18 protein-coding genes are annotated in these 17,342 nt (G+C 41.2%); 17 read left to right on the top strand and 1 reads right to left on the bottom strand.

All coding sequences use genetic code 11. The features are described 5' to 3' along the window. Positions 1–19: 19 nt before the first annotated feature. The 13 genes from JOC77_RS06085 (at position 20) to JOC77_RS06025 (ending at position 13,326) form a co-directional block, all read left to right on the top strand. Positions 20–478 (top strand): PRC-barrel domain-containing protein, encoded by a 459-nt coding sequence (locus JOC77_RS06085; RefSeq protein ID WP_239558626.1) that lies wholly within the window; start codon positions 20–22, stop codon positions 476–478. A gap of 20 nt (positions 479–498) precedes the next feature. After that, entirely contained in the window at positions 499–693 is a 195-nt protein-coding gene (locus JOC77_RS06080) for a hypothetical protein (protein ID WP_204540248.1), read from the top strand. Positions 694–1,024: 331 nt separating this feature from the next. Next, positions 1,025–2,116 carry an AI-2E family transporter gene (locus JOC77_RS06075; RefSeq protein ID WP_204540245.1) on the top strand — a complete coding sequence of 364 codons (1,092 nt, stop codon included), beginning with the start codon at positions 1,025–1,027 and terminating at the stop codon, positions 2,114–2,116. 365 nt (positions 2,117–2,481) lie between these two features. Next, on the top strand, positions 2,482–5,115 hold the full coding sequence (gene alaS, locus JOC77_RS06070; protein WP_204540242.1) for an alanine--tRNA ligase: 2,634 nt from the start codon (positions 2,482–2,484) through the stop codon (positions 5,113–5,115). Positions 5,116–5,458: 343 nt separating this feature from the next. Continuing rightward, a complete protein-coding gene (locus tag JOC77_RS06065; protein WP_204540239.1) occupies positions 5,459–5,728 on the top strand; it encodes an IreB family regulatory phosphoprotein in 270 nt (89 codons plus the stop codon). Between the two features lies 1 nt (position 5,729). Further along, a complete protein-coding gene (ruvX, locus tag JOC77_RS06060) occupies positions 5,730–6,152 on the top strand; it encodes a Holliday junction resolvase RuvX (protein ID WP_204540237.1) in 423 nt (140 codons plus the stop codon). Positions 6,153–6,165: 13 nt separating this feature from the next. Next, the gene (locus tag JOC77_RS06055; protein ID WP_101640564.1) at positions 6,166–6,453 is read left to right on the top strand and encodes a DUF1292 domain-containing protein; all 288 of its coding nucleotides are present in this window, start codon (positions 6,166–6,168) and stop codon (positions 6,451–6,453) included. A 620-nt stretch (positions 6,454–7,073) separates the two neighbouring features. Next, positions 7,074–8,204, top strand: coding sequence for an endolytic transglycosylase MltG (gene mltG / locus JOC77_RS06050; protein WP_204540234.1), 1,131 nt, complete (start codon positions 7,074–7,076; stop codon positions 8,202–8,204). Between the two features lie 148 nt (positions 8,205–8,352). Further along, positions 8,353–9,012: an O-methyltransferase gene (locus tag JOC77_RS06045; RefSeq protein ID WP_204540231.1), complete on the top strand. Its 660-nt coding sequence runs from the start codon at positions 8,353–8,355 to the stop codon at positions 9,010–9,012. Between the two features lie 81 nt (positions 9,013–9,093). Further along, the gene (gene udk / locus JOC77_RS06040) at positions 9,094–9,825 is read left to right on the top strand and encodes a uridine kinase (RefSeq protein WP_338047187.1); all 732 of its coding nucleotides are present in this window, start codon (positions 9,094–9,096) and stop codon (positions 9,823–9,825) included. Positions 9,826–10,083: 258 nt separating this feature from the next. Further along, entirely contained in the window at positions 10,084–10,560 is a 477-nt protein-coding gene (gene greA / locus JOC77_RS06035) for a transcription elongation factor GreA (RefSeq protein ID WP_204540225.1), read from the top strand. Between the two features lie 288 nt (positions 10,561–10,848). Continuing rightward, positions 10,849–12,561, top strand: coding sequence for a peptidoglycan D,D-transpeptidase FtsI family protein (locus JOC77_RS06030; RefSeq protein WP_239558625.1), 1,713 nt, complete (start codon positions 10,849–10,851; stop codon positions 12,559–12,561). 126 nt (positions 12,562–12,687) lie between these two features. Next, positions 12,688–13,326: a YrrS family protein gene (locus tag JOC77_RS06025; protein WP_204540218.1), complete on the top strand. Its 639-nt coding sequence runs from the start codon at positions 12,688–12,690 to the stop codon at positions 13,324–13,326. Positions 13,327–13,386: 60 nt separating this feature from the next. Here the strand turns inward: JOC77_RS06025 and JOC77_RS06020 are convergent, their stop codons facing one another. Then, on the bottom strand, positions 13,387–13,593 hold the full coding sequence (locus JOC77_RS06020; protein ID WP_204540215.1) for a DUF2536 family protein: 207 nt from the start codon (positions 13,591–13,593) through the stop codon (positions 13,387–13,389). Between the two features lie 140 nt (positions 13,594–13,733). On the opposite strand from JOC77_RS06020, the gene JOC77_RS06015 reads away from it, so the two are divergent. The 4 genes from JOC77_RS06015 (at position 13,734) to JOC77_RS06000 (ending at position 17,281) form a co-directional block, all read left to right on the top strand. Further along, entirely contained in the window at positions 13,734–14,372 is a 639-nt protein-coding gene (locus JOC77_RS06015; protein WP_204540213.1) for a methyltransferase domain-containing protein, read from the top strand. A gap of 17 nt (positions 14,373–14,389) precedes the next feature. Next, entirely contained in the window at positions 14,390–15,088 is a 699-nt protein-coding gene (gene mtnN, locus JOC77_RS06010; RefSeq protein ID WP_204540210.1) for a 5'-methylthioadenosine/S-adenosylhomocysteine nucleosidase, read from the top strand. Between the two features lie 135 nt (positions 15,089–15,223). After that, positions 15,224–16,147: a PLP-dependent cysteine synthase family protein gene (locus JOC77_RS06005; RefSeq protein WP_204540207.1), complete on the top strand. Its 924-nt coding sequence runs from the start codon at positions 15,224–15,226 to the stop codon at positions 16,145–16,147. Further along, entirely contained in the window at positions 16,148–17,281 is a 1,134-nt protein-coding gene (locus JOC77_RS06000) for a bifunctional cystathionine gamma-lyase/homocysteine desulfhydrase (protein ID WP_204540204.1), read from the top strand. It begins immediately after the preceding gene. The last annotated feature ends 61 nt before the right edge of the window (positions 17,282–17,342 follow it).

The following is a 17,342-nucleotide window of genomic DNA, read 5'->3' as shown; positions in this document are numbered from 1 at the left end:
AAGGGTGGTGGTCATCCTCTTGCGAACATTTTCTATTCTGAAAAACCTGCCAGTTTACACAGAACAGGGTGAAAAACTCGGTGAGGTTTGTGACCTCATGATTTCACAAAGCGGGAAGGTTCATAAAGTGGTCTTAAGTAAAAAGCACTTTTTTAAGAAAGCAATAACCATTTCCTTGGATCAAATTTTCACTTATGGGCCCAATGGAATTCTGGTCAAGAATGCAGATGAGCAAACAGGCCATGAAAAAATGCCATTTTCTTATCACGAGAATATTAATGGGAAAAGGCTGATAACCCATCAGGGCGAAGATTTAGGGATTGTAAAAGATGTATATTTTCAGGAGGATCTGGGCACAATCGTAGGGTATGAATTTTCGGATGGCTTCTTTTCAGACATAACTGAAGGAAAACATATAGCCCGCACCATTCTGCCTGCTGCGATAGGGAAAGACGCCATCATTATAAATGTAAATTAGTGAGGTGTCTTACTTTGCACATGAAGTGCCCAAATTGCTCGAGCAAAGATATAGGTAAAATTGGAGTGAATCAATTTTACTGCTGGAATTGTTTTATTGAATTATCCGTTTCAAAAGGACTGATATACACTCATCAAGTTGAAGAGGACGGATCCTTAAGCTCCCTCGACGACTTATTTGAAGAAGATAATCGGCGTATCAGCGGCGAATATTAGTATGATAGAACCCGAACCGCTGCATTTTTGTGGCGGTTCGAGTTTTTAAACGCTTGTTCGAACTCCCTATAAGTTTTTCTACCCTTACGATCTATTACAGCCTTATCCTTTGTGAATTGTAAAAAATACTCTTGAATTTCAAAACCCCACTTAAAATCCTAAAAACCCTCTTATATTCCCAAAACCTCATTTAAAATCTATAAGAGTTCAAAAACTTGTTCCTCACCCTGCTCTTCTTTCACGCACACAGAGGAAATCCAATGCCTTTTGGAGCTTTTTCTGTATGGATTTATTTAAAAAGACAAAACATATGGAAAAAGGAGGACGGGAGTTGAATATTCAGCTTAAGTGGTATTACCGGCTGGGCTTTTTGCTGTTGGTTTTTATATTGATGTATGTTTTTTTTATATTAAGACCGCTATGGATGCCTATTTTCAGGATATTTATTGCCGTGTCTCTCCCTTTTTTAATTGGAGGATTCATTGCCTACTTATTGCACCCTGTAGTAGAAAAACTGCATGGCCAGGGCCTGCAGAGAGGTTTGTCTATCCTCATCATCTATCTGATATTCTTTGGGGGAACCGGATATGCGGTATATAAAGGAGTTCCCGCGATTATCGGCCAGATCAGGGAGCTGTCGGAGAGTGCACCTGCAGTTGCTGAGCAATATAGAGAGTGGTTTAGCAGTATGCATAAACAAACGGCTTCCTGGCCTTTCGGACTTCATCAGCGGCTCGAAGAAGGAATTTTGTTTTTAGAACAAAAGCTGGACAGCCTTTTTGATATGGTGATGGATGGGATCATGGGCATGCTGGACTTTGTTCTGTTAATTGCCCTTATCCCTTTTGTAGCTTTTTACTTTCTAAAAGATATTGAAAGCATCAAGAGAATGGTATGGTATTTTACTCCTAAGAAGTGGCGCCAGAACGGGATATCCTTTCTAAAAGATGTTGATAATTCTCTTGGCAGCTATATTAGAGGCCAATTTATAGTGTGTGCAACGATCGGAGGCCTTTCCTCTATTATTTTTTGGTTCATCGGGATGAAGTACCCCTTGCTTTTTGGTGTAATCATAGGAGTAACCAATATTATTCCGTATTTTGGGCCGATTTTTGGAGCTGTCCCAGCCATGCTGATTGCAGCTACCACCTCGATGAAAATGGTTGCTACAGTGGCCTTAATCGTATTCGGGCTGCAGTTTTTAGAAGGAAATGTTCTATCTCCATTGATTGTTGGGAAAAGTCTGGCTATGCATCCGCTGGTTATAATGGCTGCACTTCTTCTCGGCGGCGAAATAGGGGGGATTCCTGGATTAATCGTGGCTGTTCCCTTGTTAGCTGTACTTAAGGTGGCAGTGATTCATGCTAAAGAGCATTTTGCGAAGACTAAAACCGTTGGAATTCCAGGCTCGGAGCGAAAATAAACAAGGGACAAAGCATTGACAAATACTTTTCATATTAATATAATCAGGAATAATTAAGGAAAACTCAAAATAATGAAATCAATGATGGATCGAGTATGTTAAAGCCCATTTGAGTGCAGAGTGCACATAAGAGAGGAATCTCCAAGGCTGAAAGAGATTCTAAATGAAGGTTAACAGAATGCTACTCCTAAGTGCAGCTAATTCCTGCCGTTTGCCGCGTTAAGGCTGTTGATGAGGTGATGAATGCTTTAAATGTAGGCATTCATAATCAGGGTGGTACCGCGAGTTAACTCTCGTCCCTGTCAAGGGATGAGGGTTTTTTTGTGTCTAAAAATATTGGTTGATAATAAAAGGAGGAAATAAAAATGAAGAAACTGACCGGAGCTCAAATCCGCCAATTGTATTTAGACTTCTTTCAGGAGAAAGGACACAGCGTCGAACCGAGTGCTTCACTTGTTCCCCATGATGATCCTTCTCTGCTCTGGATCAATTCAGGAGTTGCTACATTAAAGAAATATTTTGATGGACGAGTGATTCCTGATAATCCTAGAATTACAAATGCCCAGAAATCAATCAGAACAAATGATATCGAAAACGTCGGTAAAACTGCCCGCCACCATACATTTTTTGAAATGCTTGGAAACTTTTCCATTGGCGACTATTTCAAGGAAGAAGCGATCATATGGGCATGGGAATTTTTAACGGATGAAAAGTGGATCGGCTTCCCTAAAGAAAAGCTGTCCGTAACTATCCATCCTGAGGATGAAGAAGCATTTAAGCTATGGAATGAAAAAATAGGTATTCCAAGCGAACGGATTATTCGTTTAGAGGAAAACTTCTGGGATATCGGCGAAGGCCCGAGCGGTCCAAACACAGAAATTTTTTATGACCGAGGTCCTGAATATGGAGACGACCCGAATGATTCTGAGTTATTCCCAGGTGGAGAAAATGAACGTTATTTAGAGGTATGGAACTTAGTTTTCTCTCAATTTAATCATAACCCCGATGGAAGCTATACACCGCTTCCTAAGAAGAATATTGATACAGGAATGGGCCTTGAAAGAATGGCCTGCGTGGTGCAGGAAGTACCGACTAACTTTGATACAGACCTTTTCATGCCAATCATCAGAGCTACTGAAGAAATTTCAGGAGTGAAATACGGGTCAGGGAAAGAAGCAGATATGGCGTTCAAGGTGATCGCCGACCATATCCGTACTGTTTCCTTCGCTGTAGGCGATGGTGCACTTCCGTCTAATGAAGGGCGCGGCTATGTTCTCCGCAGGCTTTTGAGAAGGGCAGTTAGATATGCAAAAAAAATCAATATAAACCGTCCTTTCATGTTTGAATTAGTTTCAGTTGTTGGGGAAATCATGAAAGATTTCTATCCGGAAGTAAAAGCAAAGCAGGAATTCGTTGAAACGGTTGTGAAAAATGAGGAAGAACGCTTCCATGAGACATTAAATGACGGCCTTGGCATTCTTGCAGAAGTAATAAGAAAAGAAAAAGAGAAAAACAGCAGTACAATTCCTGGGGAAGATGTTTTCCGTTTATATGATACGTACGGCTTCCCTGTAGAGCTTACTGAGGAATATGCAGAAGAAGAAGGCATGAAGCTTGACCATGAAGGATTTGAACATGCTATGGAGGCTCAGCGGGAGCGTGCACGTGCTGCCCGCCAGGATGTCGGCTCTATGCAGGTTCAAGGAGGCGTTCTTGGGGATATTACAGTAGAGAGTAAGTTCGTTGGTAATGATCATCTTGAAGCTGATGGAACTGTTGAAGCTATCGTTAAAAATGGACAACTTGTGGATGAAGCGGACGCTGGAGAGGAAATTCAAATTATTTTAAGTGAAACACCTTTCTATGCTGAGAGCGGCGGACAAACTGCTGACATAGGAACTATCGTAAGCAGAGACGGAAAATTTTCCGTAAAAGACGTTCAAAAAGCTCCAAACGGACAAAATATTCATAGAGCCATTGTTGAATCGGGAACGATTAAAAAGGGTGATAGTGTTCACTCAGTTGTAGACGCTGCAAATCGGATTGAAATCACTAAGAACCATACGGCTACACATCTTCTGCATCAGGCTTTGAAAGATGTACTTGGAGTGCACGTTAATCAGGCAGGATCTCTTGTGCAAAATGACCGCCTGCGCTTTGACTTCTCCCATTTCGGACAGGTTAAACCGGACGAGCTTGAGAAGATTGAAGAAATAGTCAATCAAAAAATATGGGAAAGCATAGCTGTTCAGATTGATTTCAAAAACTTAAGTGAAGCTAAAGAAATGGGTGCGATGGCACTATTTGGCGAAAAATATGGCGATATTGTAAGAGTGGTTCAAGTCGGAAAATACAGTCTTGAACTATGCGGGGGCTGTCATGTTCCAAATACATCAGTTATAGGACTATTTAAGATCATTTCGGAAAGCGGAATAGGTGCAGGCACTAGACGTATTGAAGCAGTAACAGGCGCAGCAGCTTATGGACAGTTAAAAGAACAGATTGGTATCCTGCAAAATGCATCTGCTAAATTGAAGTCCAATCCAAAAGAACTCCCTGGAAGAATTGAATCTGTTTTAGCAGAGATGAAAGAACTTCAGAGGGAAAACGAGTCTTTAACTGCAAAATTAAGTAACATAGAAGCAGGGAATCTGGTCAATCAAGTTAAACAAATCGATGGGGTGCCAGTCCTTGCGGCCAAAGTACAGGCTCAAGATATGAACAACCTGCGCTCCATGGCAGATGATCTAAAACAAAAGCTTGGTTCAGCCATTATTCTATTAGGCTCAGTTCAAGGTGATAAGGTAAACTTGATTGCTGGTGTAACAAATGATTTAATGGATAAGGGATACCATGCTGGTAAATTAATCAAGGAAATAGCTGCACGCTGCGGCGGAGGCGGCGGAGGCCGTCCTGATATGGCCCAGGCAGGCGGCAAAGATCCCGATAAGCTGGATTCTGCGCTTAGCTATGTTGAAGAATGGGTAAAATCTATTTAAGTAACCCAACAAGTGTACGATCTTTAATGCGGCTCGAGCAGGGAAAAATAGTATCACAATTGAATATGTAAATATAAGAATGTAATTGAGAGGGCCGAGGAGTTCGAGGAAGCAAAGTGAGGGAGCACCCCTATGTATCTAAACATACATGAGGATGCGAGTGAGCAAAGCTGACGAAGAAATCCGACGGTTCTCAGGAAAATAGTGATTCAGGAGGACCGAGAAATTCGAGGAAGTGAAACGATTGAACACCGGAATGTATATAGACATACATGAGGATGTGAAAGAGTGAAGCTGACGAAGAAAATCGACGGTTATCGTGGATCAATAAAGGGGTGCGAGTATGAGTTCCTTTGACAAAACAATGAAATTTAGCTTTCCGGAAGAGCCTTTTGAACGGGATGTGCGAGAGGTCTTATTCCAGGTGCACAATGCACTCCAGGATAAGGGATATAATCCAATTAACCAGATAGTAGGGTACTTATTGTCCGGGGATCCAGCCTACATTCCAAGACATAATGATGCAAGAAGCATAATTCGTAAGCTCGAACGAGATGAAATCATTGAAGAATTAGTGAAATCATACCTGAAGCATCAGCGTGAGGGAAAATAATATGCGGGTAATGGGGCTTGATGTGGGATCAAAAACCGTGGGCGTTGCCATTAGTGATGCCATGGGATGGACCGCTCAAGGGATTGAAACAATTAAGATTGACGAAGATAGAAATATGTTTGGCTTTAAGAGAATTGGAGAACTTATTAAGGAATATGAAGTTTCAAAAATCGTAGTGGGTCTGCCAAAAAATATGAATAATACGATTGGCCCAAGGGCCGAAGCAAGTAAATCTTATGCGAGCACTCTTGAATCTAAGTTCAAACTGCCCGTTGAAATGTGGGACGAGCGCCTAACAACAATGGCTGCAGAGAGAGTACTGCTTGAGGCTGACCTCAGCAGAAGCAAGCGTAAGAAGCTTATTGATAAAATGGCAGCGGTTATGATTTTACAAGGGTATTTAGACAGACAAACTAACTTATAAGAGGTGTACTTAAATGGAAAACGGTGAAAAGAATATTACAGTAGTAGATGAAAATGGCAATGAGCAGTTGTGTGAAGTATTATTTACCTTTGAATCTGACGAAACAGGAAAATCCTATGTGTTATATTATCCAATTGGAAGCGACCAAGATGAAGAGGATATAGAAATTCATGCTTCTTCTTTTGTACCAAGCGCTGACAACGAAGATGGCGAGCTTCAGCCAATTGAAACCGAAGAGGAATGGGAAATGGTTGAGGAAATGCTGAATACATTCCTTGCTGAAGAAGGAGACGAAGAATAATCGTCTGCTCATTAACTGATTTCCTGCCAAATTTGTTTGGCAGGATTTTTTTATCTTTCTTTCAAGGGCAATGTCGATAATATCAAATCCCCATAAAAAATAAAAAGCCCTCGTAAATTCCTGAAACACCCCATAAAACTTCATTTACCCCTCGAAAACTTAAATTTACCCCCGTTAACCCTGAACCCCCCCCCCATAAATGTCCTGGACCTGCAAAAAAGGTAAACGGAGATGTACTCTATAACGTTAAATTCCAATCATTCACTCCAAAAAAAGAGCCCTTTTTTACTTTTCTAGCCCTCCTATTCAAGGTCTTAGGCCCTGGTACTTGAGCAATGGCATCCCTTGTTGCGGGAGTTTGGGGCTGGCGGCATTGTCTTATTTATAAAAAACATGTACCCCGTTTCATAGCTAATGTATCAAAATACATTTTTCCAGAAGCTCCAGGTTTAAGAAATAAGCCATCACCAAAAGTCGGTTGGACGGATATTATGTTGCATCCTGTAATTTATTTGGGTATTTTGTATGTCTGGAGGCAGCCTTTATAGTATAATGATTCGAGTGAATGAATTCATAAATGTATATTATCACTTCTTGACTGGTTTCTTGGAGGGGAAAAAATGAGTGACAAAGATACAAAAAAACAATACATAAAAGAGCAGCTTTTAAAGCGGGAAAGTGAAGCGAGGACCGTACGCAAGATTGTGTTAATCTCCGTATTGTCCTTTCTAGTGCTTTTTTTAGCTTTAGCTTTGGGCGGGTATTTTTACATTCAGTCTGCGTTAAAGCCTGTGGATCCGGAGAATGAAAAAATAACCAAGGTTACAATACCAATTGGTTCAAGTGTATCGGGTATTTCGAATATTCTTGAGGACAAAGGGATCATTAAGGATGCGCGAGTTTTCCGCTATTATACTAAATTTAAAAATGAAGCAGGATTTCAGGCAGGCGAATACAAATTTTCGCCATCGATGAAATTAAGCGAGATTACAGCCAGTTTGAAAACTGGAAAAGTGATGCAAAGTGTGGCTTTAAAAATAACTATTCCTGAGGGGAAACAGCTAGATCAAATAGCGGGCATTCTTGCAGAGAAAGCGGAGCTTAAAAAGGAAGTTGTTTGGAAGACCCTGAACGATAAAGCATTTATTAAAAAGATGCAGTCGCAATATCCTAATCTTCTAAAACAGGATATCTACGGCAAGAACATTAAGTATCCGCTTGAGGGCTATCTTTTTCCTGCTACTTACTCTTATTTTGAGAAAAACCCTACAGTTGAAGATTTAATCAGTCCAATGCTGAAAAAGCAGGACGAGGTCCTTCTTCACTATAGTGATTCTATGGCTAAAAAGAAATTGTCCCCTCATAAGCTGTTAACGATGGCTTCACTAATTGAGGAAGAGGCCACGGAAAAAACCCATAGAGAGTCTATTTCCTCTGTTTTTTACAACCGGATAGAAACAGGCATGCCGCTGCAGACGGATCCTACAGTTTTATATGCTAAAGGAAGCCATCAGAAAAGAGTCTTATATAAAGACTTAGAAATAAAATCGCCGTATAATACGTATCAGAACCAGGGGCTTCCGCCAGGGCCGATTGCTAACGCTGGAACCAGTTCGATCGAAGCAGCCCTGAACCCTTCTGATACAAAATATCTGTATTTCCTGGCAGCCTCTGATGGCAAGGTCTATTTTTCGAAAAGTTTAGATGAACATAACAGGCTGAAAGCCGAACATATAACTAATAAAAAATAGTAAAAGAAGACAATGGGGAGAGTATCATTCACTTTCCCCATTCTTTTATGTTAAAATATTCGAAGTGAAAATGGACAGAGTATCCTGCATGCTTACTATGTCAATCTTCAGTTAATCAAAACCGAAGTTTGGTTTAGGAGGAAATATAATGAATGATAAGGTTGAAGAATATCTTCAGTCCTTAATACCAAATACTTCTGCTTTATTCAATCAGATGGAGCAGTTTGCGGCTGTTCATAACGTCCCGATCATGGACAAGCTTGGAATGGAAGCACTGCTTCAATTTCTCAGGCTCCACCAGCCTTCTAGAATTCTCGAGGTAGGGGCGGCGATCGGCTATTCCGCATTAAGGATGGCTGACGCTTTGCCTGGTGTGAGAATTGTTACACTTGAGCGTGACAAGGAAAGAATAGCATGGGCACATAAATATATAGCGGCGGCCGAGAAACAGAACGCCATACGTTTGATTGAAGGAGATGCTCTTCTCACTTTTGACGAAGTGGAAAAGGAGGGGCCTTTTGATGCAATTTTTATTGATGCTGCTAAAGGACAATACCGCAAATTTTTTGAAACCTATGAGCCTTTGCTGGCTCAAACCGGGATCATCATTACTGATAATGTTCTTTTTAGGGGACTTGTTGCCGCAGAGGAAGCCCAGTTTGAGCAGAGAAGAATAAAAAGCCTGGTGAGAAAGATAAAAGATTTCAATGAATGGCTTATGTCTAATCCCTCGTACCATACAGTTATTCTCCCTATTGGGGATGGAGTGGCCATTAGTAAAAAAGCAGTTAAACGCAGGGAAGCTTAATAAACCTGTACCATTTACCTTTACAGTGGATGGTGCTTTTGAGCATATATTGTGCAGTAAAAGGGTATAAGCAGTAAATGTTTGGGTACCATAGCAAAAAGACACGCTTTGATACCAAATAAACCTGTTTCCTCCCTATTATGCCTAAGTGCATATGAAGAGAAAAGGAGAAATGAAATGAGTAAAAAACCGGTAGTAATTGGTGTTGCAGGAGGTTCAGGCTCAGGAAAAACCAGTGTAACTAAAGCTATCTATAAGAGTTTCCAGGGGCACTCCATTCTTATGCTTGAGCAGGACTACTATTATAAGGATCAGAGCGAGCTGCCCTTTGAGGAGCGTTTACAGACCAACTACGACCATCCGCTTGCATTTGATAACGAGCTGCTGATCGAGCATATAAATAAACTGTTGGAATATGAACCGATTGAAAAGCCGGTATATGACTATTCAATTCACACGCGTTCAAAGGAAACCATTGCTGTGGAACCGCAGGATGTTATCATACTAGAAGGAATTCTGGTATTAGAGGATGAAAGATTACGTAACTTGATGGATATGAAGTTATTTGTCGATACTGATGCTGATATCCGGATTCTGCGCAGGATGGTGCGTGATATTAACGAACGGGGACGGACCATTGAATCTGTTATTGATCAATATTTAAGTGTGGTAAGGCCAATGCACAACCAGTTTATTGAACCTACAAAGCGGTACGCTGATATCATTATTCCTGAAGGCGGCCAAAACCACGTTGCGATTGATTTAATGGTAACAAAAATTAAAACAATCCTTGAAGAAAAGTCATTTTTATAATACTATTGCATAAATAAAGATTAAGTCCCGGCTGAAAGCCTTTACTTTGGATCATTTCTTAGAAAATTTTGCAAAAAAGGTGGACAAATCTTAAAAAAGGAAATAATCTTACAAATGAGAGACAAAGGCGCGCCCTTTCCAAAAGGACGCGCAGGTTGTGTTTTTTATGAAGGAAATCTTCATACATACGTTATATTTGACCTCACCAATTGATCGATCTTTAGGGGAATGGTGAAAGACTAGAAGGAGTGAAGGATTTTGGCTATAGAAAAAGTATTTCCAATGACAAAGCAGGGAAAAGAAAAGCTTGAGCAAGAGCTTGAATATTTAAAGAGTGTAAGAAGAAAAGAAGTTGTTGAGCGGATAAAAATCGCCAGAAGCTTTGGGGATTTATCAGAAAACTCCGAGTACGATTCTGCAAAAGAAGAGCAGGCTTTTGTTGAAGGCCGTATCACTACTTTGGAAAATATGATCCGTAACGCTAAGATTATTCAAGAAGATGAATTGAATTCTGATACGGTTTCTCTTGGTAAATCTGTCACATTCGTTGAGCTGCCTGACGGTGAAGAAGAAACTTATACAATTGTCGGCAGCGCAGAAGCAGATCCGTTTGAAGGTAAAATTTCAAATGATTCTCCTATTGCAAGGAGCCTTATCGGCAAAAAGGTTGGCGATGAAGTTACGGTTCAAACGCCTGGCGGAGATATGTTCGTCCGCATTGTGACTATTAAATAAAGGCAATGTTAAAGTACAATGTTGATTTTCTCACTAAGTTGATCTTCGTTTCAGGTACGAGATTCCTGCGGGAAAAGCAGGTCAAGGGAGACCCCGCAGGCGGGAGGCTCCCGACCGCCCGCGGAAAGCGAGTGCCTGTAGCGGAAGTCAATAGACTAGTTTAACAGAGCTAAATAAATAAAGTCATCCTACCAAATATACGTTTAAATAAAAACACCTCGTCAACACTGTGGATGAGGTGTTTTTATTATGCCATTGAAAAGAATTAAGATCCTAGCAGGTCTGCTCATGATATTATTATTCGCATTAATCGGCAGGCTGGTTCAGATTCAGCTAGTAAGCAGTGAGTCATTTACTAAACATCATATCAATTTAATTCAATCAAGTGTAAACCAGCGTACACAAGTACTATCTATAGACAGCGGAAGAGGAAAGTTCTACGACAGAAATGGCGAACCGCTTGGACATGAGGAAGTTCCAGCGCTGGTTCTTTTTCCCTTTCTTAAAGGTATGGACTGGCCCTCTAAAAAGGTTGCCCAAGCGGCAGGAATTAGCGAAAGCGATCTTCTTTCTGCCGTAAATAAGGCTCAAAAGCCTTTCGCATATGGAGGTAAAACACCGCTGTATCTCACTGATACTCAAATGGATGAAATCAACTCATTAAAGATTCCGGGCGTTTTCGCAATCTCGCAGAGTGTGGCAAAGAAGATGCCTGCAGAACAGCTTATTGGAACATTAACAAAGTGGGAGAGCCGTAAAAAGCAGCTCTATCCCCGCCAAAATTTATCTCCAGAAGCTCACGTGGGGAATACAGGTCTTCAGGCAGCCTTTGATGAGTTTCTTTTATCTGAAGGAGAGTCCAAGCTGGTTTTTCACGTGGATGGAATTGGAGGGCCTTTATTCGGGGTGGATGTTAAATATGTGGAGCCGGCAAACCCGTTATATCCCGTTCGTGTTATAACTACTCTAGATAAAGAACTCCAGGCTGCAGCAGAAGATTTAACCGATAAACTCCAGATTCATAATGGGGGTCTGCTATTGCTGAATATTGAGACCAGTGAAATACGGGCACTTGTTTCAAGGCCGGCTATTCATAAAAAAAATCCAAATATCGGCTCAGAAAATAATATGTTTTCCCAGGCGAAGCTTGGCTCTGTTTTTAAAACGGTAATTGCGGCGGCTGCTATAGATTATCAGCTTGTTAAACCAGGCCAGGTGTTTGACTGCAATGTGACCATCAATGGGGCAATTGATGAAAAAAGGAGACTGGGAACGTTAGACTTTGAAGAAAGCTTTGCACAGAGCTGTAACCGGACTTTTGGGGATCTGGCCATACAATTAACTCAAATTAATCCAGACATCCTCGAAAATTATGCCCGCAAGTTAAACATTATTGGTCCATCCGGATGGCAAGGCCAGGTCTTTCATTCTGAAATCAAGCAGCTTTTTAACGAGGAGCAGGGGAAGGTCTGGGATCAAAACACTGATAAAAAAGATAAAAGACTGGCAGCCCATACAGGGATAGGCCAGCAGGATGTACAGGTGACACCGCTCGCAGCTGCCAATATGATGGCAACCATTGCGAGAGGCGGCGAATCGAGAATGGTTAAGGCTGTAAGCAAGGTAACATTTAAAAACGGATCAACCGTGGTTGAATTTCCAAATAAAAAGCTTGACTCTGACTCTATATCTCCTTATACAGCAATGAAGCTTCAAACCATGTTAAGAAAAGTAGTAATAGAAGAAAAGGGAACAGGCAGGGTCTTCCAGGGACTGCCATACGAGGTTGCAGGAAAGTCAGGAACAGCGCAGACGGGAAAAATGAAGGATGGCAAAGAACTTTATAATAAATGGTTCGCTGGTTATTTTCCTTACAAAAATCCAAGGTATGCCTTAGTAGCTGTAAACCTTGAGGTCCCAGAGGACAGCGGAGGCATTAATCCGTTGTTTCACAAAATGGTTATGGAGGTCTACCGCCATGATCAGAATAAAAATGACTAATTCACCATGGAAAGCTTGTCATAATGCTGTCAGAATATAATGGAAAGGGCATTTTTCTTCAGTTGAAGAGTGCTGACGTGTTACTATATAAGCGATGAAATGCTGGTTTGATAATGGGGGGATTGGATGGAACGAGACCTAAATAAAAGTACACGTATTGATAAAACAAAACAAAGGAAAGCTAACCGCATTTATAACTTCCTGATTGTACTTGTTTCGGTGCTTATTATATCTGTTGCAGGATTTATCTTTCTTGGGGGAAACAATGAAGCTTCTAAAGAGATAGAAAGTAAAACTCCTAAAACAGAGGCAACATCAAAGAAAGCTGACAAAAAGGAGAAGCAGGCTGAAAAGGATGACGAAGGCCAAGTAGACCTTAGCGGACGGGATCTTGAGGGAGCAGAAGAGAGCGACCCTGACAAGGTTGTTGAAATACCTGATAAGGATCCTAATGTAGCAAAGTCCTATAAAAACGAATCCTGGAAGCCTGTTGGAACCACGCAGCAGGGAGAACATACAGCAACATATGATCAAGGATCGGTAGACTGGTCCGAAATGGAAAAAGCGCTGGCATATGGGGCCAAAATTGCCCCGGCCAACTTGACTGTATGGTGGCTTGAGAATGGCGGTTCTCCAAACAGTGCGGTAGGTACTGTATCAGCTAAGGACAATGACCAAGCATACCGGGTACACATAGAATGGGTAAATGGCCAGGGATGGAAACCGGTAAAAGTTCAGGAACTTAAGGTAAATGATAAAAAGTAAAATTTTTAAAAGAAATAAAAGGGAGACAGTCCGGCTATTCTAGCGGCAGACTGCTCCCTTTTATTTTTTAGCCTTAAAATGTACTACAGCGCTATAAAATCTCCTGCCTTCCTCGGAAACATGCATTTGATGTGAAACAGAAGCAACCTGAAGCAAAATCGATTTATTAATCTCAATTTGTGCCTGTATTTTATGTTCTAGGTCCTTTATATTCTCTGCTTCAAAAAATTCGATTTTGTCTTCAATGATATCTAAGTGAAAGTTCAATTGCTTATCCTCCAATATTGTCCTCTTCGTTATATTTTACCAGAAAGAATAAATCACTTGCTATATTTATAGAACTGTTTCATATTTAAATCATAGTATGCTCATAGGAATAATAAAATATTTAAAGGTGGCGCATATTTGTGGGCAGAGAATTTATAGAATTATTTAATGATTGGTCTGAAACGTATGATGATACCGTAGTTGGCCATGATATAGAATATCGTGAAGTATTTAAGAATTACAATGAAATACTTAATTTAACTGCTTCTAAATCACAGGGACATGTTGTCGAGTTTGGAGTAGGGACTGGGAATCTTACTGAAAAATTGCTGCAGTCAGGATTAAGGGTTACAGGAATAGAGCCCTCCCCTTCCATGAGAAAAAAAGCTGAGGAAAAGCTGGGCAGCAGGGCTGAAATTAAGGATGGCGATTTCCTAGAGTTCGAAGTTTCTGGAAAAATTGATACCTTTGTAAGCACCTATGCTTTTCATCATCTAACCGATGAGGAAAAAGAAAGGGCTATTAAACTTTATAACAGTTTATTAGATAAAGGTGGTAAAATAATTTTTGCAGATACGATGTATGAATCCGTAATGGCTTACGAGAGGGCAATTGCCGATGCAGAAGACGCGGGATATCTAAACCTGGCGGCAGATTTGCGTTCGGAATACTATACAACGATTCCGTTTTTAGAAAAAGCTTTAACTTCTAATGGTTTTTTAGTAACCTTTGAGAAGTGCAATGGATTTGTATGGATCCTAGAGGCAATTAAACAGTAATAGAAAGAGGTTGTACAATGAAAGCAGCAATTATCGGAGCAATGGAAGAAGAAGTAACCATTTTAAGAGATAAAATAGAGAACTTAACACAGGAAACCGTAGCTGGCTGTGAGTTTAATATGGGTACACTAAACGGAACGGAAGTGGTTCTGCTCAAGTCAGGAATTGGGAAAGTGAACGCTGCCCTGTCCACGGCTGTATTGCTTGAAAAATATAAACCGGATGTTATCATCAATACGGGTTCAGCAGGGGGCTTCCTCCCTTCACTAAATGTAGGGGATGTTGTAATTTCCTCAGAAGTCCGCCACCATGATGTAGACGTAACGGCATTTGGCTACGAATACGGACAGGTGCCGCAGCTTCCTGCCGCCTTTAAAGCTGATGAAAGCCTCATAGCTGCAGCGCAGGAATCGGCTGCTGAAATCAATGGAATTCAGGTTGTGACAGGATTGATCGCAACCGGTGACTCGTTTATGAATGATAAGGAGCGCGTAGAGTTTGTCCGAGGAAAATTCCCGGATCTTTACGCAGCGGAAATGGAAGCAGCAGCAATTGCTCAGGTTGCTCATCAGTTCAATGTGCCGTTTGTCGTAATCCGTGCCTTATCAGACATAGCAGGCAAGGAATCTGATATATCATTTGAAAAGTTCCTTGTGAAAGCAGCAGAGAATTCTTCTGAGCTGGTAGTCAAGATTGTAGACAAAATAAACCGTTAATAAACAGAGCAGCAGGCATTCACAGCGGTACCGTGTGAATGTTTGTTTATGGGTAAAAATGTTAAATGAAAACAGCTTAATCTATGCGAACTACTTAGATTCAACTTCTGCATTAAAATTAAAGGGAGATTAAGTATGAATGTATTCCGCAGTGTACATGAACTAGTGGGAAATACACCGCTGGTCCAGATTACAGGTTTCGGCATCCCAGAAGGCGTAAATATATATGCTAAGCTGGAGTTTTTTAATCCAGGCGGAAGTGTAAAGGACCGATTAGGCCAAGAACTAATACGCACCGCTCTAGAAAGCGGCAAGTTAAGAGAAAATGGCACCATTATAGAGCCTACGGCCGGAAATACAGGTATAGGTCTTGCTCTGGCCGCACAAAAACATGGAATCAATGTGATTTTCTGTGTACCGGAAAAATTCAGCCAGGAAAAACAGGAGCTCATGCGCGCACTCGGAGCTGAGATTATCCATACACCTACTGAAGAGGGAATGAAGGGGGCTATCAGAAAATCTGAGGATCTTCTTAAAGAAATTCCGGGCTCTTTTTCACCGGCCCAATTCTCAAACCCTTCGAACCCCGAGACGTATTATAAAACACTTGGGCCGGAGCTCTGGAGCCAGCTTGATGGTAAGGTAGATATCTTTGTTGCAGGTGCAGGTACGGGCGGAACCTTCATGGGCACAGCAAGATACTTAAAAGAGAAAAAAAAGTCGCTTAAAACCGTTATTGTTGAACCTGAAGGCTCCATTTTGAACGGCGGGAAATCTGGCCCTCATAAAACGGAGGGAATTGGCATGGAGTTTCTTCCAGGTTATATGGACGAAAGCTACTTTGATGAGATTTATACGGTAAGTGACAAGAGTGCTTTTGATTTGGTAAAAGAATTGGCACAAACGTCAGGTTTGCTTGTCGGAAGCTCCTCAGGTGCAGCATTCTATGCAGCACTAAAAGAAGCAGAAAGGGCAGAAGCCGGTACAAATATTGCTGTTATTTTCCCAGATTCAAGTGAAAGATATTTAAGCAAAAAGATATATCAGGGAGGAATTTAAATGAAAAAGAAAACCCAGCTCATTCATGGCGGAATCTTCGGCGATCAAACAACAGGAGCCGTATCTACGCCCATATATCAGGTAAGCACATATAAACAGGAACAAGTAGGGAAGCATAAGGGCTTTGAATATTCTAGAACGGGAAATCCTACAAGATTTGCGCTTGAGGAACTAATTAAGGATCTCGAAAGCGGAGAGCGCGGGTTTGCATTTGCTTCCGGAATGGCAGCCATTACTGCAGTCATGATGCTCTTTAATAAAGGCGACCATATCATCATGACAGACGATGTATATGGAGGTACCTTTAGAGTGATGACAAAGGTACTTAACCGTTTTGGCCTTGAAGCAACCTTTGTTGATACAAGTGATGTGAATAACATCAAGAATGAGATACGCCCTGAAACGAAAGCTATATATCTAGAAACTCCAACTAATCCATTGCTGAAGATTTCTGATATTCAGGCTATTGCAGACCTGGCTAAAGCCAGCGGTCTGTTGACCATTGTAGATAATACCTTCAGTACGCCGTATTGGCAGAATCCTATTTCATTAGGTGCAGACATCGTGCTTCACAGTGCAACCAAATATATCGGCGGACACAGTGATGTGGTAGCAGGGCTTGTAGTAGTGAATAGCGAGCAGTTAGGCCAGGATCTTCACTTCGTCCAAAATTCAACAGGCGGAGTACTTGGCCCTCAAGATTCTTGGCTGCTGATCAGAGGAATTAAGACGCTGGGGATTCGAATGGAAGAAACGGAAAGCAATACAGCCCAAATTGTAGAATTTCTGCAAAATCATCCGGCTGTTTCTAAAGTGTTCTACCCAGGGCTTGAAACTCATCCTAACCATGAAATTGCTAAGAAACAAGCAGCAGGCTTTGGTGGAATGGTTTCATTTGATGTAGGAAGCGCCGAAAAAGCCGATGAGGTTTTCAGTAAACTGAAATACTTCACGCTTGCAGAAAGCCTTGGAGCTGTAGAAAGCCTTATCTCTATCCCTGCGAGAATGACTCATGCTTCCATCCCACAGGAAAGAAGAGCAGAGCTTGGCATAACAGACGGTTTGATTCGTATTTCTGTAGGACTGGAAGATGCTGAAGATTTAATTGAAGATCTTGCGAATGCTTTAAAATAAACTGCTGAATCCTCTGTATTTACAGTAATTTACTAATTCTATAATCTGGCTTTTATGTTAT

It is taken from the genome of Peribacillus deserti (assembly GCF_016909175.1).
Taxonomy (GTDB): Bacteria; Bacillota; Bacilli; order Bacillales; family DSM-1321; genus Paraperibacillus; species Paraperibacillus deserti.
The sequence above is the reverse complement of the archived record's forward strand: the minus strand, read 5'-3'. Positions and strand labels throughout refer to the sequence as shown.

What these genes read in the sequence shown, in the direction of transcription:
- JOC77_RS06000 (WP_204540204.1), top strand. Translation starts at nt 16,148, where the DNA reads ATGAAAAAGAAAACCCAGCTCATTCATGGCGGAATCTTCGGCGATCAA.
- JOC77_RS06025 (WP_204540218.1), top strand. Translation starts at nt 12,688, where the DNA reads ATGGAACGAGACCTAAATAAAAGTACACGTATTGATAAAACAAAACAA.
- JOC77_RS06080 (WP_204540248.1), top strand. Translation starts at nt 499, where the DNA reads ATGAAGTGCCCAAATTGCTCGAGCAAAGATATAGGTAAAATTGGAGTG.
- ruvX (WP_204540237.1), top strand. Translation starts at nt 5,730, where the DNA reads ATGCGGGTAATGGGGCTTGATGTGGGATCAAAAACCGTGGGCGTTGCC.
- mltG (WP_204540234.1), top strand. Translation starts at nt 7,074, where the DNA reads ATGAGTGACAAAGATACAAAAAAACAATACATAAAAGAGCAGCTTTTA.
- JOC77_RS06005 (WP_204540207.1), top strand. Translation starts at nt 15,224, where the DNA reads ATGAATGTATTCCGCAGTGTACATGAACTAGTGGGAAATACACCGCTG.
- alaS (WP_204540242.1), top strand. Translation starts at nt 2,482, where the DNA reads ATGAAGAAACTGACCGGAGCTCAAATCCGCCAATTGTATTTAGACTTC.
- JOC77_RS06030 (WP_239558625.1), top strand. Translation starts at nt 10,849, where the DNA reads ATGATATTATTATTCGCATTAATCGGCAGGCTGGTTCAGATTCAGCTA.
- JOC77_RS06055 (WP_101640564.1), top strand. Translation starts at nt 6,166, where the DNA reads ATGGAAAACGGTGAAAAGAATATTACAGTAGTAGATGAAAATGGCAAT.
- JOC77_RS06045 (WP_204540231.1), top strand. Translation starts at nt 8,353, where the DNA reads ATGAATGATAAGGTTGAAGAATATCTTCAGTCCTTAATACCAAATACT.
- mtnN (WP_204540210.1), top strand. Translation starts at nt 14,390, where the DNA reads ATGAAAGCAGCAATTATCGGAGCAATGGAAGAAGAAGTAACCATTTTA.
- JOC77_RS06065 (WP_204540239.1), top strand. Translation starts at nt 5,459, where the DNA reads ATGAGTTCCTTTGACAAAACAATGAAATTTAGCTTTCCGGAAGAGCCT.